The 23,794-nt window shown below is 40.3% G+C and carries 29 protein-coding genes and 2 riboswitches; of the genes, 4 read left to right on the plus strand and 25 right to left on the minus strand.

All coding sequences use genetic code 11. The features are described 5' to 3' along the window. Window positions 1-76: 76 nt before the first annotated feature. Entirely contained in the window at window positions 77-1,084 is a 1,008-nt protein-coding gene (gene yutH, locus IE339_RS21535; protein ID WP_242171027.1) for a spore coat putative kinase YutH, read from the minus strand. A 265-nt stretch (window positions 1,085-1,349) separates the two neighbouring features. On the opposite strand from yutH, the gene IE339_RS21540 reads away from it, so the two are divergent. Beyond that, entirely contained in the window at window positions 1,350-1,853 is a 504-nt protein-coding gene (locus tag IE339_RS21540; RefSeq protein WP_242171030.1) for a phosphatidylglycerophosphatase A family protein, read from the plus strand. A 127-nt stretch (window positions 1,854-1,980) separates the two neighbouring features. On the opposite strand, the gene IE339_RS21545 is transcribed toward IE339_RS21540, so the two are convergent. Together IE339_RS21545 and IE339_RS21550 are read right to left on the minus strand one after the other, a co-directional pair. Further along, window positions 1,981-2,751: a TIGR01457 family HAD-type hydrolase gene (locus IE339_RS21545; protein WP_242171033.1), complete on the minus strand. Its 771-nt coding sequence runs from the start codon at window positions 2,749-2,751 to the stop codon at window positions 1,981-1,983. A gap of 193 nt (window positions 2,752-2,944) precedes the next feature. After that, complete coding sequence (locus tag IE339_RS21550) at window positions 2,945-3,382, minus strand: DUF86 domain-containing protein (RefSeq protein ID WP_242171052.1); 438 nt, start codon at window positions 3,380-3,382, stop codon at window positions 2,945-2,947. 168 nt (window positions 3,383-3,550) lie between these two features. Here IE339_RS21550 and IE339_RS21555 point away from each other — a divergent pair, with 168 nt between their 5' ends. After that, the gene (locus IE339_RS21555; RefSeq protein ID WP_242171062.1) at window positions 3,551-3,817 is read left to right on the plus strand and encodes a DUF3055 domain-containing protein; all 267 of its coding nucleotides are present in this window, start codon (window positions 3,551-3,553) and stop codon (window positions 3,815-3,817) included. A gap of 51 nt (window positions 3,818-3,868) precedes the next feature. Here the strand turns inward: IE339_RS21555 and IE339_RS21560 are convergent, their stop codons facing one another. Beyond that, window positions 3,869-4,144, minus strand: coding sequence for a YutD family protein (locus IE339_RS21560; RefSeq protein WP_242171065.1), 276 nt, complete (start codon window positions 4,142-4,144; stop codon window positions 3,869-3,871). Window positions 4,145-4,261: 117 nt separating this feature from the next. On the opposite strand from IE339_RS21560, the gene IE339_RS21565 reads away from it, so the two are divergent. Continuing rightward, entirely contained in the window at window positions 4,262-4,888 is a 627-nt protein-coding gene (locus IE339_RS21565) for a YhcN/YlaJ family sporulation lipoprotein (protein ID WP_242171074.1), read from the plus strand. 89 nt (window positions 4,889-4,977) lie between these two features. Here IE339_RS21565 and lipA read toward each other — a convergent pair whose 3' ends face one another. Further along, a complete protein-coding gene (lipA, locus tag IE339_RS21570; RefSeq protein ID WP_053403512.1) occupies window positions 4,978-5,871 on the minus strand; it encodes a lipoyl synthase in 894 nt (297 codons plus the stop codon). 263 nt (window positions 5,872-6,134) lie between these two features. Here lipA and IE339_RS21575 point away from each other — a divergent pair, with 263 nt between their 5' ends. Beyond that, entirely contained in the window at window positions 6,135-7,136 is a 1,002-nt protein-coding gene (locus IE339_RS21575; RefSeq protein ID WP_397428597.1) for a M23 family metallopeptidase, read from the plus strand. Window positions 7,137-7,196: 60 nt separating this feature from the next. Here the strand turns inward: IE339_RS21575 and IE339_RS21580 are convergent, their stop codons facing one another. The 20 genes from IE339_RS21580 to IE339_RS21675 form a co-directional block, all read right to left on the minus strand. Next, a complete protein-coding gene (locus tag IE339_RS21580) occupies window positions 7,197-7,319 on the minus strand; it encodes a methionine/alanine import family NSS transporter small subunit (protein ID WP_242171077.1) in 123 nt (40 codons plus the stop codon). Next, window positions 7,319-8,833, minus strand: coding sequence for a sodium-dependent transporter (locus IE339_RS21585; protein WP_242171080.1), 1,515 nt, complete (start codon window positions 8,831-8,833; stop codon window positions 7,319-7,321). The genes IE339_RS21580 and IE339_RS21585 overlap by 1 nt, the downstream gene beginning before the upstream one ends. A gap of 159 nt (window positions 8,834-8,992) precedes the next feature. After that, the gene (gene yunB, locus IE339_RS21590; RefSeq protein ID WP_242171083.1) at window positions 8,993-9,763 is read right to left on the minus strand and encodes a sporulation protein YunB; all 771 of its coding nucleotides are present in this window, start codon (window positions 9,761-9,763) and stop codon (window positions 8,993-8,995) included. Between the two features lie 97 nt (window positions 9,764-9,860). Further along, window positions 9,861-10,163 (minus strand): YunC family protein, encoded by a 303-nt coding sequence (locus IE339_RS21595; protein ID WP_053403516.1) that lies wholly within the window; start codon window positions 10,161-10,163, stop codon window positions 9,861-9,863. Window positions 10,164-10,226: 63 nt separating this feature from the next. Further along, complete coding sequence (locus IE339_RS21600) at window positions 10,227-11,048, minus strand: sulfite exporter TauE/SafE family protein (RefSeq protein WP_242171092.1); 822 nt, start codon at window positions 11,046-11,048, stop codon at window positions 10,227-10,229. A 5-nt stretch (window positions 11,049-11,053) separates the two neighbouring features. After that, window positions 11,054-11,233 carry a hypothetical protein gene (locus tag IE339_RS21605; RefSeq protein ID WP_242171095.1) on the minus strand — a complete coding sequence of 60 codons (180 nt, stop codon included), beginning with the start codon at window positions 11,231-11,233 and terminating at the stop codon, window positions 11,054-11,056. Between the two features lie 19 nt (window positions 11,234-11,252). Continuing rightward, window positions 11,253-12,110 carry a DUF72 domain-containing protein gene (locus IE339_RS21610; protein ID WP_242171104.1) on the minus strand — a complete coding sequence of 286 codons (858 nt, stop codon included), beginning with the start codon at window positions 12,108-12,110 and terminating at the stop codon, window positions 11,253-11,255. A gap of 138 nt (window positions 12,111-12,248) precedes the next feature. Further along, a complete protein-coding gene (sufB, locus tag IE339_RS21615; protein ID WP_242171114.1) occupies window positions 12,249-13,646 on the minus strand; it encodes a Fe-S cluster assembly protein SufB in 1,398 nt (465 codons plus the stop codon). A 40-nt stretch (window positions 13,647-13,686) separates the two neighbouring features. Next, window positions 13,687-14,139 (minus strand): Fe-S cluster assembly sulfur transfer protein SufU, encoded by a 453-nt coding sequence (gene sufU, locus IE339_RS21620; RefSeq protein ID WP_053403520.1) that lies wholly within the window; start codon window positions 14,137-14,139, stop codon window positions 13,687-13,689. Then, a complete protein-coding gene (locus IE339_RS21625) occupies window positions 14,129-15,349 on the minus strand; it encodes a cysteine desulfurase (protein WP_242171117.1) in 1,221 nt (406 codons plus the stop codon). Before IE339_RS21625 ends, sufU begins: the two co-directional genes overlap by 11 nt. Beyond that, window positions 15,349-16,656, minus strand: a complete 1,308-nt coding sequence (gene sufD, locus IE339_RS21630) for a Fe-S cluster assembly protein SufD (protein WP_242171120.1) — start codon at window positions 16,654-16,656, stop codon at window positions 15,349-15,351. Before sufD ends, IE339_RS21625 begins: the two co-directional genes overlap by 1 nt. A gap of 17 nt (window positions 16,657-16,673) precedes the next feature. Next, a complete protein-coding gene (sufC, locus tag IE339_RS21635) occupies window positions 16,674-17,459 on the minus strand; it encodes a Fe-S cluster assembly ATPase SufC (protein WP_053403523.1) in 786 nt (261 codons plus the stop codon). 240 nt (window positions 17,460-17,699) lie between these two features. Then, window positions 17,700-18,068: a carboxymuconolactone decarboxylase family protein gene (locus IE339_RS21640; protein WP_053403524.1), complete on the minus strand. Its 369-nt coding sequence runs from the start codon at window positions 18,066-18,068 to the stop codon at window positions 17,700-17,702. A 150-nt stretch (window positions 18,069-18,218) separates the two neighbouring features. Further along, window positions 18,219-19,061, minus strand: a complete 843-nt coding sequence (locus IE339_RS21645) for a MetQ/NlpA family ABC transporter substrate-binding protein (protein ID WP_242171124.1) — start codon at window positions 19,059-19,061, stop codon at window positions 18,219-18,221. A 22-nt stretch (window positions 19,062-19,083) separates the two neighbouring features. Continuing rightward, complete coding sequence (locus tag IE339_RS21650; protein WP_242171127.1) at window positions 19,084-19,752, minus strand: methionine ABC transporter permease; 669 nt, start codon at window positions 19,750-19,752, stop codon at window positions 19,084-19,086. Next, window positions 19,745-20,770, minus strand: coding sequence for a methionine ABC transporter ATP-binding protein (locus tag IE339_RS21655; RefSeq protein WP_242171130.1), 1,026 nt, complete (start codon window positions 20,768-20,770; stop codon window positions 19,745-19,747). Before IE339_RS21655 ends, IE339_RS21650 begins: the two co-directional genes overlap by 8 nt. A gap of 102 nt (window positions 20,771-20,872) precedes the next feature. Continuing rightward, window positions 20,873-20,989: riboswitch (SAM riboswitch) on the minus strand. Window positions 20,990-21,098: 109 nt separating this feature from the next. Further along, window positions 21,099-22,442 (minus strand): O-acetylhomoserine aminocarboxypropyltransferase/cysteine synthase family protein, encoded by a 1,344-nt coding sequence (locus IE339_RS21660; protein ID WP_242171145.1) that lies wholly within the window; start codon window positions 22,440-22,442, stop codon window positions 21,099-21,101. A gap of 46 nt (window positions 22,443-22,488) precedes the next feature. Then, window positions 22,489-22,588, minus strand: a riboswitch (SAM riboswitch). Window positions 22,589-22,699: 111 nt separating this feature from the next. Beyond that, window positions 22,700-23,008: a thioredoxin family protein gene (locus tag IE339_RS21665; protein WP_053403529.1), complete on the minus strand. Its 309-nt coding sequence runs from the start codon at window positions 23,006-23,008 to the stop codon at window positions 22,700-22,702. Between the two features lie 12 nt (window positions 23,009-23,020). After that, window positions 23,021-23,383 carry a toprim domain-containing protein gene (locus IE339_RS21670; RefSeq protein WP_397428605.1) on the minus strand — a complete coding sequence of 121 codons (363 nt, stop codon included), beginning with the start codon at window positions 23,381-23,383 and terminating at the stop codon, window positions 23,021-23,023. A 220-nt stretch (window positions 23,384-23,603) separates the two neighbouring features. After that, entirely contained in the window at window positions 23,604-23,774 is a 171-nt protein-coding gene (locus IE339_RS21675) for a DUF2553 family protein (RefSeq protein ID WP_242171148.1), read from the minus strand. Window positions 23,775-23,794: the final 20 nt, after the last annotated feature.

A 23,794-nucleotide genomic window follows, 5' to 3' on the forward strand; every position in this document is an offset into this window, starting at 1 on the left:
TCCACCTCATTATCTAAATAGTCCGTTATCTTTATTCTACCATACTATTTAAGACACTTAGCGAAGAGTTAACCTTCTATAACCACTCTAATTCAGGGATGCTGTACTTGGCTGCTGGAATTCCCATTGTGGCATAGAACTCCTTTAAAAAAAGCTGATAGTTGGCCGCTTCCTCAACGATCGACTCTAAGCGTTTAAACGCCTTATATTTGCGATCTTCATCACCAGTACTGTAATATCCCTCAATTGTCTCAAAATAGTGTACAGGGAAAAGCAGACGAGCATACAGCAGCCTCCAGGAAAAGGACGAAAGTGGCGTTACTTTTTCATACTCGCTTAAAAACGCGTGAATTTTACGAATGGCTTCCGGTCGTTCATTTTGAAGATAGAGATATCGAATGTATTCGCTTAAGTCTCGACTCGGATGATCAAATACCCAATCAAAGGGTAACTTGTAGTAATATGATTCTCCCCACGTGTCGGGGACGAACCGATGATGACAAACGGTTGCTGTATCAATTGCTCGAGGGAGATCGTCAATTTCCGTATCAACCAAATATTGCATCGCATTTTCAGTTAGACCTAAGTAGTACGGAAAAGATTCAATGAATTTTCGTTCCATATCGTGATTTGGAAGCTCTTGAAGCTTTCCGCGCCAAAAGTTCTCCATCTGATTAAGCCGTTTTTCCCATAGATCTTTCCACTGACCGATTCGGTTTAGCTTCTCCACTTGAAATGGCAGCATTTTACCACGCTGATGAAAATAAGAAAGCTCCCTGCCCACATTAGAAGCTTCTTCCTTTCGTTCATACAGAGCATTTCGACAAATAATTAATTTCGTTTCTTCTATCTTTGTCAGAACGCTTCCTGATAAATTAGGCATAAACGTCGCTACTTGACGGTCTCCTTGTCCCATTAAATGCTGACTAATTTGATGCATTTCTGTTAGCTCATCCTCGTCCATGCTGGTGACATCAACGACTGTGTGAAGAATATTACGATAAAAAAACGTTTTATAGGGACCCGCATTAATTAATTCTCCAGGTTGTAAGCCATAATATTGTTGAATCGCTTCATTTATCATGTTCTTCACTCCTTACTAATACAAATATATGTAGAAGGAAACAATTACTTGTCATAATCTTTGCCGATTGATGAATAAAGTAAGACTACACCTTTTCTTTTCAAACGAATGAATCTGCTTTGTAAAATCCTTCTCTCTCCGCTATTTCAAGATAAGGAGTGGTACTCTTTTTACACGTCTATGACTATTCCGTAAATTGGGACAAAGAAGTGATCTGATGAACCAATGCCTGTACCAAAATTTATATAGAAACTAGGTGAAAATAATGGCAAAAGACCACAAAATGAGTCAGCTAGAAATAAAAGCACGAGAATGGTTAAAGGAACGTGGTGTGAATATCGAAGACATTGCAGACCTCGTGTTCTATCTTCAGGAAAAATATCATCCAAACTTAGATCTTGAAGAATGTCGTGCGAACGTTGAGCGTGTCATTGCAAAACGAGAAGTGCAAAATGCGATCCTGACAGGTATTCAGCTAGATGTTTTAGCAGAGAAAAAAATGCTTGAAGAACCGCTTCAAGACATCTTAGCAAAAGATGAAAGCTTGTACGGAATTGATGAAATTCTTGCTCTATCTATCGTTAACGTATACGGCTCAATCGGATTCACCAATTATGGATACATCGACAAGCAAAAGCCTGGCATTTTACAATACTTAAATGATAAATCGACTGGCCAATGTCATACCTTTTTAGATGATATCGTTGGAGCAATTGCTGCTGCCGCATCAAGCAGACTTGCGCACCGTGCCGCACATCAAGATTCTTAATATAAAAAATCAGCTGTGCATTCGTAATTGATCTTATGTAAAAATCCGTTTTAAAAGATAATCGTTAGGTGTACTACAAAAAAAGGACCTGTGCTTCATTCGCACAAGTCCTTTTCTTATTCTCAATTTAAATGTTGGGAATCCATTCTTCAAGGGAATGAACCGTATGCGTTGGCTGTTTGTCATATCCCTTTAGAAGCTCAGGTGTCGTTACGCCTGTATGAACAAGCATCGTATCGATTCCGGCATTCATCCCTGCCATAATATCAGTGTCATAATAATCACCGATCATCACCGTTTCCTCTTTTGGTGTTCCTAATACTTTTAGCGCTTGCTCCATAATGATCTTTTCAGGCTTACCAATGAAGATTGGTTCTGTCTGTGTCGACACGGTAATAACCGATGTTAAAGATCCGTTCCCTGGTAACAAACCGCGTTCTGTTGGAATCGCAATATCACCGTTCGTTGAAACAAACGTTGCACCATTACGCACAGCTAGACATGCAGTCGCAAGTTTTTCATAGCTAATGCTTCGATCAATTCCTACCACAACAAAGTCAGGGTGCTCTTCTTGAAGCGTAAAGCCTTTTTCTTCTAACGTTGTGCGAATTCCTTCTTCCCCAATCACGTACGCTGTACCGTTTGGCTTGCGTTCATGAAGGAAGTTAGCGGTCGCTTGACTTGTTGTAAATACTTGTTTTTCTGTAGCTGGAATTCCAAAGCTCATTAATTTATCAGCTACCTGCTCTGGCGTACGAGACGAGTTATTTGTGACAAACAAGTATGGAACACCCTGCTCTTTTAGTGCCACAACAAAGTCTTTTGCTTCTTTAATGAGTTCTGTTCCCATGTACATCGTACCGTCTAGATCTAATAAATATCCTTTATACTTTTTCACGTTTGTTTCCTCCTCAAATCACTAAAAAACGACTCGTAAAAGGATATTCCCTCTTAAGAGCCGCTTAGTAGGCTTATATTTAATTAAGAGATATGTCCTTTGATACATTCTTATCATGTACCACAAAAGCATATCTTATTTTACCTATAAATACAAACAATGCTATCCCTCATCGCCCATTCGCAAACATCAATTAGCTTTTAAAAGCTGAAACAGGACCTAGCTCATTTTCTAAATAAGCTCGCACATTCACAGGAAAAGCGCTGATCACATGAATATTCTTTTTTAGCACCTCTTCTAGTACGCTGTGATCAACCTCTGTATAATCTTGAACGAGTTGTTTGCGCAGGAAAATCACTTCTTTTAGCTGATTTCCTTCCTCATTTGATACGACTTTCTCATCCATCATAATATCAATAATGTCCTCATAGCTCCCTGGATCGCGCATAATGAATCCATCAATCATGGCATTTCCAACGTCTAAAATAGCATCAATGGCAATATGACCGATACGCTCTAATGCTCGAATCTCAATTGGCGTCGTCCATCCCTTTTGCTCATTAAATAATTGAATGGTTGCTTCTAGAAATTGTAGTCGTTCTTCAATTTTATCTCGGTCCACAAAATACATGCTGCTTCCCCCTCTGAATAAGTCCCTATTGTATGTACATGTATAATCTTTCTTTAGTATAGCACAAATGTAAACGCTCTAAAAATGAATCTCTTCTAAAGAAGATAGTCGTTTTCGTTTTGTTTTTCTTTTGATATGATTAAAAAAACAAGTATGGGAGAGGTAGACATGAGTGAACGATTTTTTCTGTATGACGATACGGTAGACACGAAAACAAGATTTGTCAGCTTCGTTGGGGAACATCAGCGTTTTGATTTAGCAATTATTCAAACAGATCGCTATTACGGAAAGCAGCTGGTCTTAGATATTCAAGGTGGTCGCTTTGCCATTATCGGAACGGATGACCTTGATGAACCTGGCTATCTAGAACACGTCTACAAGCTTGGTGAAGGCGATGCTCAAGAGCTTCGTGAATTTTTATATGAATTAATCTAAGTAAAAAAAGGGCAAAGTGAAGGACGAAATGTCTTTCTCTTTGACCCTTTTTTATTTTGCCACTTTGCGTAAAACAAAATAGGCACACCCGAAATTGCAATATTCCTGTATGTAATCGTTTAATGTGCTAATTTTTGTATCATACGTTGCTTTTTGATTATGGTCGTCGAAAAAACCTCTTAGGCGAAGCTGATTATATCCCCAGTCACCGACAAGATAATCGTATCGATTCAACAAATCCACGTATCGCCCTAAAAACGCCTCTTCATTAAACCCTTCTCGGTACTCTTTTACGACCTCATAGCACGTGTTATTTACACAAATCATCTTTTCACCTCATTTTTCCTTTTTATTACCTTTTATTATATAGTCGAAAACCATCAATTAACATGAGAAATTCATGTATTTTGCCACATCCTATGTAGTATAAGGAGGTATTGACGGATGAATAAACACTTTCTAGTTGCTTTTACTACTATAGCTATTATAACGGTTAGCGGCTGTCAATCCAATACAGAGAATCAAGATGAAGCACTATATGAGGAAAATGGCGAAACGCTAAACGTATCCGATCGCAATGATTTGTATAACACGAATAAAAAAGATCAGCAGGATTATGGTTATGTGCGACATACGAAAAACCCTGATCACGACCAATCAAATATGAACAAAGGAATGATTTCGATTAATCGAGAAAAAGTAGCAGACTCGATCAGTCGCATGGCTACTTCCATTCCAAACATTCATGATGTTGCTACTCTTGTCACAGATGATGAAGTGCTCATTGCCTACAAGACGGACAATCCGAACCGAAATGAGGCAGCAGATCAAGTGAAACGTACCGCAATGTCTGTGGTTCCTCGCTACTATCACGTCTATGTATCCGATAATCCGGAGCATATTAAAGACGTAGAAAGATTTAGTACGCTTGATACAAAAGATGAAAACACACAAACCTCTCTTCAGCAAACCATTCGATCTATGTTGAAGTCTCCACAAGGTAACCGAATGAGCACGGGCGAGGATGCGAATGGTCATACAAAAGGAGCACCGAATGGTGACATGGAATAACCATACTTCACAACCTAAGTAATCAGCTTGTGCTATACGAAAAGACCCTAACCGTCTATGTTAGGGTCTTTTCTGTGAAGAAATTGAATTTATTCGCCGCGCTTTGCTTTCGTTGCGCTGTTTACTTGCTCATCGGCATGGTAAGAAGAGCGTACTAAAGGACCTGCTTCAACGTGGCTGAAGCCTTTTGATAACGCGATCTCTTTCAGTTCTTCAAACTCATTTGGATGGTAATATTTTTGTACTTTTAAATGCTTTCTTGTCGGCTGTAGATATTGACCAATTGCCATAATGTCTACATTATTTGCACGTAGATCATCCATTACGTCGATGATCTCTTCTTTTGTTTCCCCAAGCCCAATCATAATACTAGACTTTGTTGGGATATCTGGCTGCATTTCTTTTGCACGACGTAAAAACTCTAATGTACGGTCATATGTAGCACGAGCACGAACTCTTGGAGTAAGACGACGTACTGTTTCGATGTTATGGTTTAGGATGTCTGGACGAGCATCCATAAGTGTTTTAAGGTTTTCTTCTACTCCACCCATGTCAGAAGGGAGTACTTCGATTGATGTTAATGGGTTTGCACGACGAATAGCACGTACTGTTTCAGCAAATACGCCAGCGCCTCCATCTTTTAAGTCATCACGCGCAACGGCTGTAATAACCGCATGCTTTAAGTTCATGATACGAACAGATTCTGCTACGCGCTCTGGCTCTTGCAAGTCTAGCTCTGTAGGTAATCCTGTTTTTACCGCACAAAAACGGCACGCACGAGTACATACGTCTCCTAGAATCATAAAGGTTGCTGTGCGACGAACAGCCCAACATTCATGAATATTAGGACATTTTGCTTCTTCACATACTGTATGAAGATTTTTCTCACGCATCATTTTTTTAAGATCCGTGTAGTTTTCGTTTGTGTTTAACTTAATTTTCAGCCATTCGGGCTTGCGAACATGTTCCTCTTTTGTTGCCATTTATACCAACTCCATCGTTTTACAGAATATTACGCAAATCTATAGTTATATACACCCTGTATTGAAAAAGTAGTTCTATGTCACTTTATCATATAAAAGTTGGGTTCGACAACCCTTGCGCTTCCAATAATTATTATTCAGGGATATATTTACTTGACAAAACAAGACCTCCTTCCTTTTTCCATTAATTAAGTATTATGAAAAGTTTTCATCCTCCACAAACTATGAATACGATTTTTTGAAATAGAAGGGAGGAAAATTTCTTGAAAAAAGCCCTTATTTGCTTCCTATTGCTTTTCATTACTCTTTCTCAAGCACCTGAAAGCTATGCTACTAAAACAACTTCAAATCAAGAAACGTACCAAAAGCGAATGGAATTATATACCCATATGGAAAGTATTACACATATTCCTTGGTACTACTTCGCGGGAATTGATCAATATGAACGAAGCGTACGCAGAGCACGACGTGATATTCCGAAAGAGTCAGGGGTATTAGGTATTTACATCGAACCCCAGCGCTGGATTGGCAGCTTAAACAAAAACACATCGGACACCAATCCGTTAACGATTGAGCTCCTAGGCGGTATCGGAAGAGATGGAAATGGTGACGGAAAAGCACTGTTAACGGATGATGAGGATGTCATTTATACAGTTGCAGAATATCTTCAAACCTATGGCATTACAAAAGAACATATTGAAATTGGCTTATGGAATTATTATCAGCGAAGCAAAGCTGTTGATGTCGTGGTGGAAAATGCAAGAATGTATCAGCATTTCGGTCGCCTAGATCTTGAAGGTAGCTCCTTCCCTGTTCCGTTACGTTCAAACTACAGCTATCGCAGTACGTGGGGCGATGCGAGAGGTTGGGGTGGACGAAGAATCCATGAAGGAACAGACATTTTTGCAGACTATGGTGTTCCTGTTCGTTCTACCTGTTATGGCGTATTAGAAATCATGGGATGGAACAAATATGGGGGATGGCGAATTGGCATTCGTGATATTAATAACACCTATCACTACCTGGCCCATTTAAGCGGATTTGCGAAAGGATTAAAAGTAGGACAAATCGTCGAGCCAGGGATGCTCATCGGTGGAGTAGGCAGCTCTGGATACGGACCCCCAGGAACAGCGGGAAAATTCCCTCCTCACCTTCATTACGGTATGTACAAAGATAATGGTTTAAACGAGTGGTCGTTTGATCCTTATCCACGTCTCCGTTCATGGGAGCGTCAGGACCGAGTAAAGCTTCGAACAAAGAAATAATGATCTAAACAAACGTTTGTTTAAAAGTAAAAAAAGCCGCTAATAGAGCGGCTTTTCATGTTATTTCAGTGAAGAACGTTTGGCTTCCTTCGCTTTTCTAATTGCGTGAATAATGCTTAAAGCAAGTCCGCCCCAAATAATACCCATTCCAATAATCATCATGATAATTGAGCTTGTATCCATTAGCTTGAAACCTCCTTGCTATCAGTCGGAAGGGATAATGCATTCTTTTTCCACTTAGAAATTGAAAAGACAATTCCAAGTAAAATGGCTAGCAACGCAGCCATCCATCCGTATGTGACAATAAAGGATGTTTCATAGCCTTCATAGTTGGTTTTAATGTTTGTACGAATATTATCAAACATCATATACCCAAGCACGAGTGGTGTAACAACACCTAAACAAATCTTCCACCAGCTACCAATAATAATATCTGACACTGAGTTGGCATGCTTTTGTAGGCTATTTAATTCTCTTAGTACCCAAGCAACCACGATCACTTCCACGAGACCAGCAAGCGCCACACCAAAATTGTTAATAAAATAATCGACAACATCTAAGAAGAACAGTCCGCTTTGTGTCGCAAATAACAGTGATAAAACGGCTGCTAGCCCTCCACCAATCATAATCGACTTTGTGCGAGACACATTAAACTTATCTTGTACACCTGCTACGAATGTTTCCACAATCGAAATAAGCGACGTTAACCCTGCTAAAATGAGCGAGAGGAAAAAGAGGACACCAAACAACTCGTTAAAGGCTGGGAACTGATTAATAATTTGTGGAAAGACAACAAACGCTAGTCCTACTCCGCCCTTTACGACCTCATCTACCCCTACTCCCTGCTGTTGAGCCATAAACCCTAGCACGCTAAACACACCAATGCCCGCTAGTAATTCAAATGCAGAGTTTCCAAAACCGGTGATAAACGCATTGTTGGTAATATCCGATTTTTTTGGAAGATAGCTTGAATAAGTGACCATAATTGCAAATGCAATCGACAAACTAAAGAAGATTTGTCCATAAGCTGCGACCCATACTTTCCCTTCAGTTAGCATGTCCCAGTTCGGTTTGAAGAAGGCATTCAGCCCTTCTACCGCTCCGTCTAACGTCAACGCTCTGATTACAATGACCATAAAGATAACAATCAACGTTGGTAAGAAGATTTTATTCGCTACTTCAATTCCTTTTTTTACACCTTTAAATAAAACACCTAGTGTAATGACCCAGACGATAATTAATGGGATTAATACTCCAGGTACTAAGCTCCCAATCTCTCCAGGAGTTTTCGCAATATGTAGATAGTCGTTATATAAAAAGCTTTCTGTATTCTTCCCCCAGCCCAACTTAAAGGAGAAAACGGTATAAGACATCGCCCATGCGACAATTGCCGCGTAATAAATTGAGATGATAAACGAGATGGCTACCTGCCACCATCCAAGCCATTCTAACTTTCGATTCAACCTTGCGTAGCTCAAAGGTGCTGAACCTCTAAACTTATGACCAATCGTAAATTCCATGATCAATAGTGGAATCCCTGCGGTTAATAACGCAAATAGATAAGGTAAAAAGAAAGCTCCTCCACCATTTTGAAACGCCGTTGACGGAAACCTCCATATGTTTCCTAACCCTATTGCTGATCCGGCAGCCGCTAAAATAAATCCTGCTCTTGATCCCCACTGAGGACGATTCTCCATTTCTATTCCCCCTTTTAATTTGTTTTAATTTTCATTATTTTCTGTCTTATTGACACACATCAGTATAAGGATATTTTTGTAAAATGTCAAAAAATGTTGTCAGATTTTCTGACTAAAAGCTTGATTCCATATAAATAAGGAAGCACATAGCGTGCTTCCTTATTTATCGGACTTACTAGATGATGGGACCTGAATAGATGTCCCTTCTCCTCGACCGTTATTATAATAATCAGGTACATCACCCTTAAGAAGAGCTGTAGCTAACGGAATGTCCGTCGTAATCGTTGTTTCTTTTGTTGCAAAAGGAATAATAACTTGAACGTTTACTTTTACATGAATATATACTTCAAATAATGCATTGTTGATCCCAAATTCCTTAATGCGACGCTGAATGTCTGTTCGGGCATCACCAATAACGTGAAATTTCACCGGAATCATCGGACCTAAGTTTCCTAGCAGAGCGTTATCAGTTGCTCGACCAAGCGGAACACGATAAATAATTCCCTGACTCTTCATTTTTTTATCCTGTTCAAGCTCTACGTCCGCCGGAAGCTCAATGGAATCTAAATGTCCCTTTTCTGCTGCTTTTAAATTCTCTTCTAGTAGTCTTGTCACTTCTGCCCATACACGATTTGATACGGATTCGTTGATACTGTAAATACCTGTTTCGCCTTTTGAATCACGATCTATTTCGATAAGACCCTTTGTATCTAAATCGTCTGCTAGCTTCTTATTAATCGCTTTATTAATCACAAGCGTGGCAATTCGATTTGTCTGGGATTCTGCGTAGTTCATTAGCGTCGGTTCAATTCCTCTGTTAATGACCCAGATGCTTAGCATCGTAGAAAAAATAAAAAACACAACCGTTAACAGCAAGACATAACGAAAAGGTAATGGTCCTCTGCGCTGTCTTCTTCGAATTTTAGGCAACCATCATCCCCTCCTCACTTGATATGTATGCGAAAAGAGGACGGCCTAGACTATAAAAAAGGTGACCATCCGCTCTCTGGCGGGTGATCACCTTTTTTTATATCATCTTTAATAGCGCGTCTGTGCCAGACATTCCGACATGAATTCCGAGCTTTTCTGCCTCTACTGTAACAGATTCTAACGGCGCATATAGAAGTTGTTCAATTGTACGTACCCCAACAGCTCTCCCGGCGATAATGCCACGATCCTTCAGCTTTTCGTTCAATAATCCGACATCCAACGCGCCACACATAATATATCCCTTATCTGACGCAACAGCTAACAGCGTCGTTTTTGGAAGCAAGACCGTGATCGCCTTAAATGTATATCCATCAATCGTAATTGGTTCTAATGACATCATTGAAATCAGCTCCTTTCCATACACACATTACAGTATGAAAAGAGAGGATAGAAAGTGTATGTTTTATCCGACAATACTTTCGTATACCATCCGAATTCCGACGACTAATAAAATAATTCGTAGTAAAGAAACGACCGTTTTGCTTTTCACTTTGGAATTAATGAATGAACCAAGCTTTGCTCCGATCCAAGCGCCTGGAACAAGAAATAAAGCGAGCAGCCAATCAACGTTTCCGAGGCTAATATGTGTAATCGAGCTAATAATCGAGGACAAAAAGACCATTAGCATAGACGTCGCCACAGCTACATGTGGTGGAAAGGCAAAAAGCATAATCATAGCAGGAACCATTAGCGATCCGCCCCCTACTCCAAATAGGCCGGAAAACAGGCCCACTACAAAAGCAAGAATAATAGCAGTGGCCGGATGATAACCGTACACCCACTTCGTTTTATCCTTTCCTTCAAACGTTCTCGTAATAGGATACGTCTCTTTTTTGATTGGTTTGATTCGACTTTGGAACATTAAAATAATGGACGTTAAAATAACAAAAAGACCGAAATAAAGCGAAAAACCATCCACATTCAAATTACGGTTCAAAAACGCACCAACAAGTCCACCAGGGCCACTACCAGCAAAAAATAAGAATCCACTTTTATAATCAACTGTTTTATGCTTCATATACGAAAGCGTTGAGGATAGCCCGATAAAAATTAATACTAACAGCGATGTTCCGACAGCCGTTTGCGGGGTGATGTCATTCAAAATAGCAAAATAGCCACTAAAAAATAGAAGGGCTGGCACGATAATAATACCGCCTCCTAAGCCCACCAAGCTACCGATTAGCCCACCACCAAGACCAATCAGCAATAACAACACATACGTCATAATTGTTAAACTCCTAACATGGCATTTGGTGTATACGTGCTAAAAGCAATGTATGTAAACGCAAAGCCTGCTAAAAAGCAGACGAGAGAACCTCCGAGCATAATTTTGCTTTGCCTCTTCAGTCCTAGTAACAGAAAAATAAACCCCATTAAAAATAACAATAAGATAAAAATATATGATTCCATTTCTCCACCCCTTTATCCCTTAAAACAATTCATCAAATAAGCCAAGCTGCTTTGGTGCAAGCCCCTCATATTCTAGGCCAAGCATTGCGATGAGCTGTTTCGCGTTGTCAACGGCATCTCCACCTGAGTTATTGTTAAACAGCAGATAAATATCCTTCGTCTGTTTTTGAAGCTGTTCAAGCTTCTCTTTCCATTCTAGTAGCTCTTTTTCATTGTAGCGATACAAAAATCGAACCTTCCGCCAATTCCCCTCTGGCGGCTTGTTCCATCCATGAACGTTACGCCCGTGAAAACGAATGAGCGTTTTATCCTTGTTCGTTGCGTGTAGAACCGTTGGGATCGATCCTTCCCCTGCCTGAGGCTCATCACAAATACCGTGAATCCAATTTTCTTGCTTCATAAAAGACAGCGTCTTTTCGTAAAATGAAGGCTCAAACCACGTACGGTTGCGAAACTCTAGAGCAACAGGAAAATCTCTCAGCTTCTCTCTGCTGTAGCGTAAGTAATCAACGTTCTCCTTGCGGCAATCAAACCAAGGTGGCGTTTGAAACAAAACCATTCCTAGCTTATTTGCCTCAACGTAAGGAGCTAGCGAATCAATAAAAGCATCAAACATCTCTTCCTTTGATTCATAATACTCTTCTCCTCGCTGATGCCCGGTCATTCCCTGATAGGCTTTCACTACAAATCGAAAATCATCAGGCGTCTCTGACACCCATTTTTCAGCGTTTGATTTTGGCTGCACGGCATAAAACGATGCATCGACTTCAACGATTGGAAAATGTCCTGCATAAATGCCCAGCTTGTCACGAGAAGGAACCCCAGCTTCATATAAAGCATCGTGATCTCCCCATCCTGTTACGCCAATATAAATCATGTCATCCCTCCTCTTTGTTACTTTTATTTTAATACAAATGGGAATAGGAAGGAAATGTAGGAAGCTCATGGGCTGTTTAAAAAGGTTGATACTAAAAAAGCTCGCCTGCATAGATAGCAAGCGAGCTCGTAAATGGAATTAACCGATTGAACCTTCCATCTCGAATTTGATTAGACGGTTCATTTCAACTGCGTATTCCATTGGAAGTTCTTTTGTGAATGGCTCAATGAAGCCCATTACGATCATTTCAGTTGCTTCTTGCTCTGAAATACCGCGGCTCATTAAGTAGAATAATTGTTCTTCAGATACTTTTGATACTTTTGCTTCGTGCTCAAGTGAGATGTTATCGTTTAAGATCTCATTGTACGGAATTGTATCAGAAGTAGACTGATTATCCATGATTAACGTATCACATTCAATGTTTGCACGAGCACCTTCCGCTTTACGTCCGAAGTGAACGATACCGCGGTACGTTACTTTACCACCGTGCTTAGAAATTGATTTTGATACGATTGTTGAAGATGTGTTTGGTGCTAAGTGAATCATTTTAGCTCCAGCATCTTGGTGCTGCCCTTTACCAGCAAGAGCAATGGATAATGTCATACCACGTGCGCCTTCACCTTTTAGGATAACCGCTGGGTATTTCATTGTTAATTTAGAACCGATGTTACCATCAATCCATTCCATTGTTGCATTTTCTTCTGCTACAGCACGTTTTGTTACAAGGTTAAACACGTTGTTTGCCCAGTTTTGGATCGTTGTATAGCGGCAATACGCATCTTTTTTGATCATGATTTCTACAACTGCACTGTGAAGAGAGTTAGTTGTATAAACAGGTGCCGTACAACCTTCTACGTAGTGTACGTGTGCGCCTTCGTCTACAACGATTAGCGTACGTTCGAATTGACCCATGTTTTCAGAGTTAATACGGAAGTATGCTTGTAAAGGCGTATCTACTTTGATGCCTTTTGGCACGTAGATGAATGATCCACCAGACCAAACAGCTGAGTTAAGCGCAGCAAATTTGTTGTCTGTTGGAGGAATCACTTTACCAAAATGCTCACGGAAAATGTCTTCGTTTTCTTTAAGAGCAGTGTCCGTATCTTTGAAGACGATCCCTTGTGCTTCAAGGTCTTCTTTCATGTTGTGGTATACAACCTCAGACTCATACTGAGCAGATACACCTGCAAGGTATTTTTGCTCCGCTTCAGGAATACCTAGTTTGTCAAACGTTTGTTTGATTTCTTCAGGTACTTCATCCCAAGAACGCTCTGATTTCTCAGATGGTTTTACGTAGTACGTAATTTCATCAAAGTTCAGGCTTCCTAAGTCGCCGCCCCATTGTGGCATCGGCATTTTATAGAAATGCTCTAGAGATTTCAAACGGAAATCGAGCATCCATTGAGGCTCAGACTTCATGCGAGAGATTTCCTCAACGATTTCTTTTGTTAATCCGCGCTTTGAGCGGAAAATAGATACATCTTTATCGGCAAAACCGTACTTGTAATCACCGATTTCTGGCATTTTCTTTGCCATGATTAAATTACCCCCTCGAAATGGATTTGGGATTTATTATTTAGTTCGAATCTGACTGATCTTTATCACGCAATCCTTTTTCCATTGCTTTCCAAGCTAATGTGGCACATTTAATACGTGCTGGGAACTTTGATACACCTTGCAGTGCTTCAATGTCCTCTAACTCTATACTATCATCATATTCTTTCCCTTGCATCATGTCCGAGAAAATCTGAGACATGTGAAGAGCTTCTTCAATCGGCTTGCCTTTCACTGCTTGTGTCATCATAGATGCAGATGCCATTGAAATCGAGCATCCTTCACCTTCAAATTTCACATCAGATACTTTGCCTTCCTCGACTTTAAATGAAAGTTGAATACGATCGCCACACGTTGGATTGTTCATGTTGATCGTCACCGTATCTTCTTCTAATACGCCGCGATTACGTGGATTTTTATAATGATCCATAATCACCTGACGATACAACACATCAAGGTTGTTATTAAAAGACATTAGTGAAATACTCCTTTGTTTTGACAAGCGCTGATACGAACTTATCCACATCTTCTTCTGTGTTATACAGGTAGAAGCTTGCGCGAGCCGTTGCTGAAACATTTAGGTAACGCATTAATGGTTGTGCACAGTGATGACCGGCACGAACCGCAATCCCTTCAGCGTCTAATACCGTTGCCACATCATGAGGATGGACTTCGTCAAGATTAAACGTTACAAGGCCTGCACGCTCTGTTGGACCATAAATGGTAACACCGTCAACTTCAGACATGCGACCAAGCGCGTATTGTGCAAGCTTATGCTCATGCGCCTCAATATTTTCTAAACCAACCTCTTCTAGAAAATCAATGGCTGCACCTAGACCAATTGCTCCTGCAATGATCGGCGTGCCTCCTTCAAATTTCCACGGAAGCTCTTTCCACGTTGAATCGTATAGGTTAACAAAGTCAATCATTTCCCCACCAAACTCAACTGGCTCCATGTTTTCTAGAAGTTCCTTTTTACCGTACAGTACCCCGATACCTGTCGGACCACACATTTTGTGACCTGAGAAGGCAAAGAAGTCGCAGTCTAGATCCTGCACGTCTACCTTCATATGAGGCGTACTTTGTGCACCATCTACGACCATAATTGCACCATTGTCATGGGCAATTTTTGTGATTTCTTTAATCGGGTTGATCGTTCCTAGCACGTTTGATACTTGCATAATCGAAACGATCTTTGTATTTGATGTAATGGTCTTTTTCACTTCTTCAAGATCTAAACGACCATCCTCTGTTAAATCAATATATTTTAGCGTCGCGCCTGTTTGCTTCGCTACTTGTTGCCATGGAATGATATTACTATGGTGTTCCATATGCGTAATAACAATTTCATCGCCTTCTGAAAGATTCGCTCGCCCGTAGCTTGCTGCGACCGTGTTAAGAGAAGTGGTTGTTCCACGAGTGAAAATAACTTCTTCCGTCGACTTTGCATTAATGAACTTACGAACCTTTTCACGAGCGCCTTCATAGCCATCTGTTGCTCTTGTTCCTAGCGTATGAACACCGCGGTGAACGTTTGAGTTGTACCCACGGTAATACTGTTCAATCGCCTCAATAACAGCCGTTGGCTTTTGAGAAGTTGCAGCACTGTCTAGATAAACAAGTGGATTCCCATTAACTTGCTGATCTAGGATAGGGAAGTGCTGACGGATATTTTTCATATCCATCAACGAACTTTCCTTTCAATAACTTCTACTAGCTGCTTCTTAACTGTTTCAATTGGAAGAGCATTAACAACTGGTGCTAGGAATCCATGAATTACTAGACGTTCAGCTTCAACACGCGGAATACCACGGCTCATTAGATAGTATAATTGAACAGGATCTACGCGACCTACAGAAGCAGCATGACCTGCTGTTACATCATCTTCATCAATTAATAAAATTGGGTTCGCATCTCCACGCGCTTTTTCGCTAAGCATTAATACGCGAGATTCTTGTTCAGCGTTTGCTTTAGAAGCACCGTGCTCAATTTTACCGATCCCGTTAAAGATTGAAGAAGCACTGTCTTTCATTACGCCATGCTTTAAAATATAACCTTCTGAATGTTTACCAAAATGAACAACTTGAGTAGTGAAGTTTTGTTTTTGCTCTCCACGCCCCACTGTTACTGTTTTAGTATCTCCATAAGAGCCGTCACCCATTAGGTACGTTGTATTTTCAGACACTGTGTTTCCTTCGTTCATTAAACCTAGTGCCCATTCAATACGACCGTCACGTCCTGCAACACCGCGACGATTTACATAAACAGTTGATCCTTCTGAAAGGTAATCTACTGCACCAAACGTTACTTTTGCATTTGTGTTTGCAAATACTTCAGCAACGATGTTTACAACCGCTTCGTTTGCACCACTTGTAGAAATATAGTTTTCTACATATGTTACAGAGCTGTTGTCATCTGCTACGACAATAACGTGGTTGAATAATGCTGCGTTTGCATCTTCATGTACGAATACAGATTGAAGTGGTTCTGCTACTTCAACATTTTTCGGTACATAGATGAATACCCCACCGTTTACTAGTGCAGCATGTAGAGCTGTTAGACGATTTTCATCTACTTTTACTCCATCTTTCATGAAGTATTTTTGTAGAAGGTCGCCGTGTTCTCTTGCAGCTGTTTGGATATCAGTGAAGATCACACCTTGCTCTTTTAACGTATCAGAAACCGCTGCATATGCAGGTGATTCGTTGCGCTGTACGTAAAGGTTTTTTGCATTTTCTGTATCAATAAGTGCCTTTACTTCCTCAGAAAGCCCATCAATAGAGCTAACAGCCGCTGCTTTTGTCGCATGGTTTGAGAAAGAAGTAAAATTCCACTTTGTAATGTTTGTTTTATCTGCTCTTGGTAGTGAAAGATCTTCTGCCTTCGCAAGAGCCTGTAAGCGAAGGTCTAGAAGCCAGCTTGGTTCGTTTGCTTCTTTAGAGAAGCTGCTGACATACTCCTGATCTACCGGTAGTTTAGTGTCAATAGTCATTTGAATCCTCCTATCGCTTACGCTTCTTCGCCTACTGTTTCGTCTTCAATACCTAGTTCTTGTTTGATCCAGTCGTATCCTTCTGCCTCTAGACGTTGTGCTAATTCAGCACCACCAGATTTTACGACACGACCTTGCATCATTACGTGTACATGGTCAGGTGTGATGTAGTTAAGTAGACGTTGGTAGTGAGTGATGATTAAGCAACCAAAGTCTTCTCCGCGCATTTCGTTGATCCCTTTTGAAACAACTTTTAACGCATCGATATCTAAACCAGAATCGATTTCGTCAAGAATCGCAATTTTCGGTTGGATCATCATTAATTGAAGAATTTCGTTACGTTTTTTCTCCCCACCAGAGAAGCCTTCGTTTAGGTAACGTTGAGCCATATCTGGATCCATTTCTAGGAACTCCATGTTTTTGTCAAGCTGACGGATAAATTTCATAAGAGAAATTTCATCGCCTTCTTCACGACGTGCGTTAATAGAAGAACGTAAGAAGTCTGCGTTTGTTACACCGCTGATTTCACTTGGGTATTGCATAGCAAGGAATAGACCTACGCGTGCACGCTCGTCTACTTCCATTTCTAATACGTCTTCACCGTCAAATAAGATGCTACCTTGTGTAACTTCATATTTTGGGTGTCCCATAATTGCAGAAGATAAAGTAGATTTACCTGTTCCGTTAGGGCCCATGATTGCGTGGATTTCTCCACCTTTGATTTCTAAATTTACACCTTTTAAGATCTCTTTGCCATCGATTGCTACATGAAGATCTTTGATCGTTAATGTTGATGCTGCCATGATAAAACCTCCATCCAATTCTATACGTATATTCAAATTATATACCTATATAATTTTTATTAATTCTCAATTTATTCTCATTACAATCTTATAACAAATGAAATGTTATAGCAACCTTTTGGACCAGATCTTCCCTAGTTAATTCATGACTCTTTTCTATGTAAAAATGAATGAGTTTCTACTTATTAAAATAGACCTTCCTCCTGAAAGGGAAGAAGGTCTATTTTACTCATGTAAAAATTAATGCGTGCGATGGTCTAACTCATGGATGCATTCGTGAACGAGCGTAACGGCTTGACTCATAGCCGCTCCCCCACCAAATGCTGCCGCTACACCACAGGCTTCTAGAATTTCTTTTTCAGTTGCCCCTTGATCTAGGCACCCTTTTGTATGATAAATCATGCAGTACTCGTCCTGAGCTACTAAGCTAATGCCAAGCGCAATCAGCTGTTTTTCCTTTTTGGAAAGCTCTCCTTCTTTAAAGCACGCTTCTGTAAACGCATTAAACGTCTTCGTTACGTCAGGCATTTTTTCGGCAAAATGACCAACCCCAATTTTATATGCGTGTAATGCTTGTTCAGTTGAGCTCGTTGGCTGTTGATTTTCCATATGTAACATTCATCTCCCATCATGATCGTTGTTCTTGCTTTAGTATGTCCTGGACACAAATATGATTATTCGCTCCTTGTGGGAAAATTGATGTTGAATAAACTAAAAAAAGAGCGTTGCTTATGCAACACTCTTTTAATGACTAACCTATTATTTTGATACTGGAAGTACAGCACCTTTGTATTCTTTTTTAATGAAGTCTTTAATTTCTTTTGATTGTAAAACAGCTACTAATTCTTTAATCTTTTTCTTATTTTCGTCGCCTTTACGAACGGTGATGATATTCGCATACGGGTTATCTTTCGTCGATTCAACGGCAATTGGATCTTTTACTGGATCTAATCCTGCATCAAGCGCGTAGTTCGCATTGATTACAACCGCATCAGCTTGATCTCGTTTGTATACTTGTGGCAGAATACCTGCTTCAACATTTGCTTCAAATTTCAGGTGTTTTGGGTTTTCCACAATATCCTTAATTTGTGCATCTACTTTGCTTACACCTTTTTTCAGTTTAATTACGCCTGCTTGTTCGAAGATCGATAAAATACGTCCTTCTTCAGAAACTGCATTACGCATTTTCACTTTTCCACCTTCAGGTAAATCTTTTAGGCTTTTGTATTTTTTTGAATAAATACCGATTGGCTCCACGTGAATAGCGCCTGCATTTACAAAGTTATAGCCTGGCTTTCCTTTATTATCTTTTAACACAGATTCCATGTACGGAACGTGTTGGAAGTAGTTTGCGTCTACCTCTTTGTTGGCTAACGCCTTATTCGGAATAATGTAGTCTTGTGCTACTTTGATTTCTAAATCAATGCCTTTTTTCTTTAAAATTGGCTTGGCTTCTTCTAGAATTTCTGCATGTGGAACGTTTGATGCACTAACTACTAATTTGTCTTTATCAGAAGATGCGCTATCGTTGCTCGTTCCGCAACCTGCTAATCCTAGCACTAATAATGAAGATGCTGCTAAACCTGTAATCCACTTTTTCATGTCTTTTATTCTCCCTTGTCTGTTATCGTTTATCGATTTTCGATGTGATAATGTCTCCAATAAATTGAATGATGAACACAATGATTAGAATAAGGACGGTCGCTAACACCGTCACGTCATTGTTGCTTCGTTGGAACCCTTGTAAATAAGCAAGGTCTCCGAGTCCTCCTGCTCCAACTACCCCAGCCATCGCTGTATAGCCTACAAGCGCAATTCCCGTTACCGTAATACCAGAAATTAACGCTGGTAGTGATTCAGGTAGTAACACCTTCCAAATAATCGTCCATGTTGTTGCACCCATTGATTTCGCTGCTTCAATCACACCTTTGTCAATCTCACGCAATCCAATCTCAACGAGACGAGCATAAAACGGTGCCGCCCCGATAATCAATGCTGGTAACGCTGCTTTTGGCCCAAGCATGTCATTTACGAGGAAAATCGTAAATGGAATTAACAAGATAATTAAAACCAAGAACGGAATCGAGCGGAAAATATTGACGACTGCTGCAATGACCACATTGACTATCTTGTTCTGCCACACCTGTCCCTTAGACGTAAGGAACAGAAGCATACCTAGGATAGTTCCTAAAATAAACGTTGCAACAACGGAAACAGCCGTCATGAATAATGTTTGTTGCGTAGCGGTCATTAATTCGGTTATATCAACATTCGGAAAATATTTCTCAAACATTTGTGATCACCTCTACTTCTACCTGCTGCTGTTTCACAAACTCAATGGCCTTCTCTACTTCACTCTCGCATCCACCAAGGTGAATAACGAGTGTTCCGTAAGAGCCGCCCTGCGTGTAAGAGACTTTACCCTGCAGAATGTTGACGGTAATATCAAACTCTTTGATAACACTCGTAATGAGCGGTTGCTCAGCGCCTTGGCCGATAAAGGTCAGCTGAATAATATGTCCATCTGGATATTGTTCTCGTACATTCTCAATTGCTTCAAAGCTCTCATCTGCCTCCGTTACTTGTTTCACGAATGTTTTGGTAATTTGAGCTTGAGGTCTTTTGAAAACGTCTAATACGTTTCCTTCTTCTGCTACTTTTCCATCCTCCATTACCGCAACGCGATGACAAATCTTACGAATAACGTGCATCTCATGCGTAATCAGTACAATAGTAAGTCCTAAGTTTTTATTGATGTCAACGAGCAGTTCTAAAATTGAGTCTGTCGTTTGAGGATCTAGTGCAGACGTCGCTTCATCACACAGCAACACTTTAGGATTATTCGCTAGTGCTCTTGCGATTCCAACGCGCTGCTTTTGACCACCGCTGAGCTGTGAAGGATATGCATTTTCTCTACCTTCTAGTCCTACTAGCTTGATGAGCTCATCAACTCGCTTCAAACGCTCCTGCTTTGGTACTTTTGCAATTTCTAGTGGAAATGAGATATTCTCTCTTACCGTACGGGACCAAAGAAGGTTGAAATGTTGGAAAATCATACTGATTTCTTGGCGCGCTTTTCTTAATTTTCCGCCTCTTATTTGTCCAATATTGTTTCCTGCAACTTCTACCGTTCCTTCAGTGGGCTTCTCTAAACCATTTAGCAAACGAATTAACGTACTCTTTCCGGCACCACTGTAACCAATGATACCGAAGATTTCTCCTGGCTGTACGCGTAGATCCACGCCATCAACAGCTCGAACGGTTCCTTGACTACTTTGATATATTTTTTTCACACCTTGAAGTGTAATCATGTTGATTATTCACCTTCCTCTTAAAAACCTATCGAAATGAGGACTCTTATCTAAAACAAAAAAGCCTTTCTGCATAAATGAGCAGAAAGGCTTTTAACCTTCTTCTCATCTCTCAAAGCATCATACTTGCATGCTTTGTAGGAATTGGCACCATTTCAGCTTTCACTGACGGTTGCCGGGTTTCACAGGGCCCAGTCCCTCCACCTCTCACGATAAGAGTTATCTTCTATTTAAATTTTCGACAAATTTCGTTTTTTGGATACGATTGTGATTTTAGCACGTACTGAAAAAGGTGTCAACATTATTTACACATCATCTTTTTACAAAATTAAAAGGTTAGTGAAGCAGACTTTTGACCAGTTGCCACTTCGATTGCTTGTTCTAAATCATTTAGAATATCATCAATATGCTCAATGCCAACAGATAGACGAATAAGGTCCTCGCTTACTCCTGCTTCTTTTAATTGATCAGGCGTAAGCTGCTGATGAGTCGTGCTAGCAGGATGAATAATCAAACTTTTTGAGTCTCCTACATTTGCTACATGAGACCATAATTTAACAGAATTAATGAGTTTTTTTCCAGCCTCTCGTCCGCCTGATATACCAAAAACAACTACAGCACCTGCACCTTTCGGTAAATATTTCGATGCTTCTTTTACTTGAGGATGTGACGGAGCTTCCGGATAAAGTACCCAGTCAACGGCAGGATGATTTTCCAGATATTGAACCACTTTTCTTGTATTAGCAATGTGCTCTTTCATTCTTACATGCAACGTTTCAAGACCTAGGCTAAATTGATACGCATTAAACGGACTAATGGATACACCTAAATCACGGAGCAATTGTACACGCGCTTTTACGATGTAAGCAGCTGCACCAATTGCTTCTGCATATACAAGATCATGGTAGCTAGCATCAGGCGTTGTGAACCCAGGAAACTTCGGTGAATTCCAGTCAAACCTTCCTCCGTCTACGATGATGCCACCTAGAGTTGTTCCATTTCCTAACAACCATTTCGTAGCAGAGTGAACAACAATATCCGCTCCGTGTTCAATTGGACGGCATAGATATGGAGTAGCAAAGGTATTGTCGATAATAAGTGGAATGCCTGCCTCATGAGCAATAGTTGCGACAGCCTCGATATCCAACACGCTTAAGCTTGGGTTGCCAATAGTTTCAGCATAAATAGCTTTTGTGTGAGGCGTAATTGCTTGTCTAAAATTCTCAGGATTGCTCTGATCGACAAACGTTGTCTTAATCCCATATCGAGGGAGTGTGGTATCAAATAAGTTATATGTACCTCCGTAAAGGGATGAAGACGAGACAATCTCATCGCCACTTCCTGCAATATTTAAAATAGCCGTCGTAATGGCCGCCATGCCGCTAGATACGGCTAGACTCCCTACTCCGCCTTCTAGCTGAGCAACTCGTTCTTCAAATACAGATACGGTAGGGTTATGAATTCGGGTGTAAATGTAGCCAGGCTCTTGTAGCGCAAATAAATTGGCTGCGTGATCCGTGTCTTTAAACTGATATGCATTGGACATATAAATTGGCAAAGCCCTTGCACCTGTTAGTGGATCTGGTTGTAATCCCCCGTGCACCCCTATTGTTTCTAAACGATACTTATTTGTTCCATCTCCCATCATCAACACTCCTTCAATCAGATTCATTGATAAAAAGCCTCTCTTCATAGAAAAGAGAGGCTTTTGCTACCTATTCTCATCTATCAGAATAAAATCTGTTGGAATTAGCACCGTGTGTATGCACCGGTTGCCGGGCTTCATAGGGCCAATCCCTCCACCACTCATGATAAGCATTCATGTTGATTATTTAATTCCTACTATTTTTATAGAATTATAGTATATTAAACCAAATAATTCCACTTATTTTATTCGACAAAAAAAGAGAGAATTTGACTTCTCTCCCTTCACGCTATCTCTCGCAGCTCGCCCAGCAAGTACTCAATTGAACGAAACGCATAAATCTTTTTGTAAATACGATCATTTTCCACCGCGATTAGACAAGGAACGCTCTCAATTTCAAACCGTTCTGCCATTTTTGGCATGTAATTTAAATTGCACATGCCAATTTCGAGCTGCGGCACTAGCTCTGCTGCTACTTCTAGCATTTTCTTTGAAACTTGGCATGTCCCACACATCGGGGTATAAAAGAAAATGACCTGCATTCCTTTTTTCGCTAGCTGTAGCTCAGCTTGCTGTTCTGTCCATTCTTGCATGAAAACTCATCCTTACTTATATGTTAAATATTCGGCACATACATCAATATTCGCACTAATTAACACAGAGGCAATATGATTTTTAGGGGCTGCCGCAACCTCACGATACATACGATCCACATACAAATGCTCTGCTTCAGGTAATTCTCGGCGAAATTGTTTTCGTAGCTTGTCACCTGCATCATCGGAGTCCACCAAAATAAACACTTCACGATCAAACGTCGCATCAATGATTTCATCAAGCTTTGCAATACTAATCGTGCCATTCGTACAAATAATTTCAATAGGCTCTTTAATGATGCTTTGGATTCGTTTTTTATCCGACTTTCCTTCTACAATTATGACTTTCCCATTGTCTTCTAATGCCATCGTCATCACCTGTACTTATTAAGTGTGTAATAGAGTATGCCTCTATACTATACAATATTCGTTAAAAGATCGCAGTTCCCCTGTTTTGTGTAAAATGTGTCTTTTTAAACTTTTTGTAAATGTACTCAACTCATTCAGAACTTTTTAAAAAGAGCAACTTACGAAGGCTTAAGCGCCCCATAAGTTGCTCTACCACTTTTTTGTGTTGCTTAAACACGCGAAAGAGTTAGCACCAGCCGCCTTCTCCATCACAATCTACGTATTGGTTCGTTTCGCCTTTTGCTACCTTCTCTGCATGACGACGAATAGCCGCATCGTTTTGTTGCTCAGCTGTTGAATCCTCATATACTGCTTTATTTGTTTCATTCGTTACCTGATCTTTTTGCTCTTCTTTCATACGAAAAAGACACTCCTTTA

This window comes from Priestia koreensis, from assembly GCF_022646885.1.
Taxonomy (GTDB): Bacteria; Bacillota; Bacilli; order Bacillales; family Bacillaceae_H; genus Bacillus_AG; species Bacillus_AG koreensis_A.